The organism is Thermococcus sp., assembly GCF_027052235.1.
Lineage (GTDB): Archaea > Methanobacteriota_B > Thermococci > Thermococcales > Thermococcaceae > Thermococcus.
On record NZ_JALUFF010000075.1, the window covers coordinates 24896 to 25188 of the forward strand.

Annotated in this window: 1 protein-coding gene; it reads left to right on the forward strand. The window is 57.3% G+C overall.

The genetic code is table 11. The features are described from left to right. Nucleotides 1-227: DUF4162 domain-containing protein (locus tag MVC73_RS09830; RefSeq protein WP_297510476.1), on the forward strand; the 227-nt coding region annotated here is incomplete at its 5' end. Nucleotides 228-293 lie beyond the last annotated feature (66 nt).

Here is a 293-nt window from a genome sequence, read left to right on the forward strand (position 1 = left end):
TTATCCACGTCGAGGGAATTCTCAGGGGAACCGAGACAATCCTCAGGGAGTTCAGGGCGATAGAGAGGGAAAACGTTCTCAGGGTCTCCGTTGAGGATGCAAGAAGGGCACTGCCTAAAGTAGTCGAGGCCCTCGTGGAGGGCGGGAGCGAGATCAGGAGTATTCGAATTGAGGAGCCGACCCTTGAGGACGTGTTCCTCAAGCTGACCGGGAGGGGGTTGGAATGAAGGCGAGGGCCGTTAAGGGCATAGTCGTGAAGGACCTCAGGGAGACGAGAAGGGACAGAATGGCCG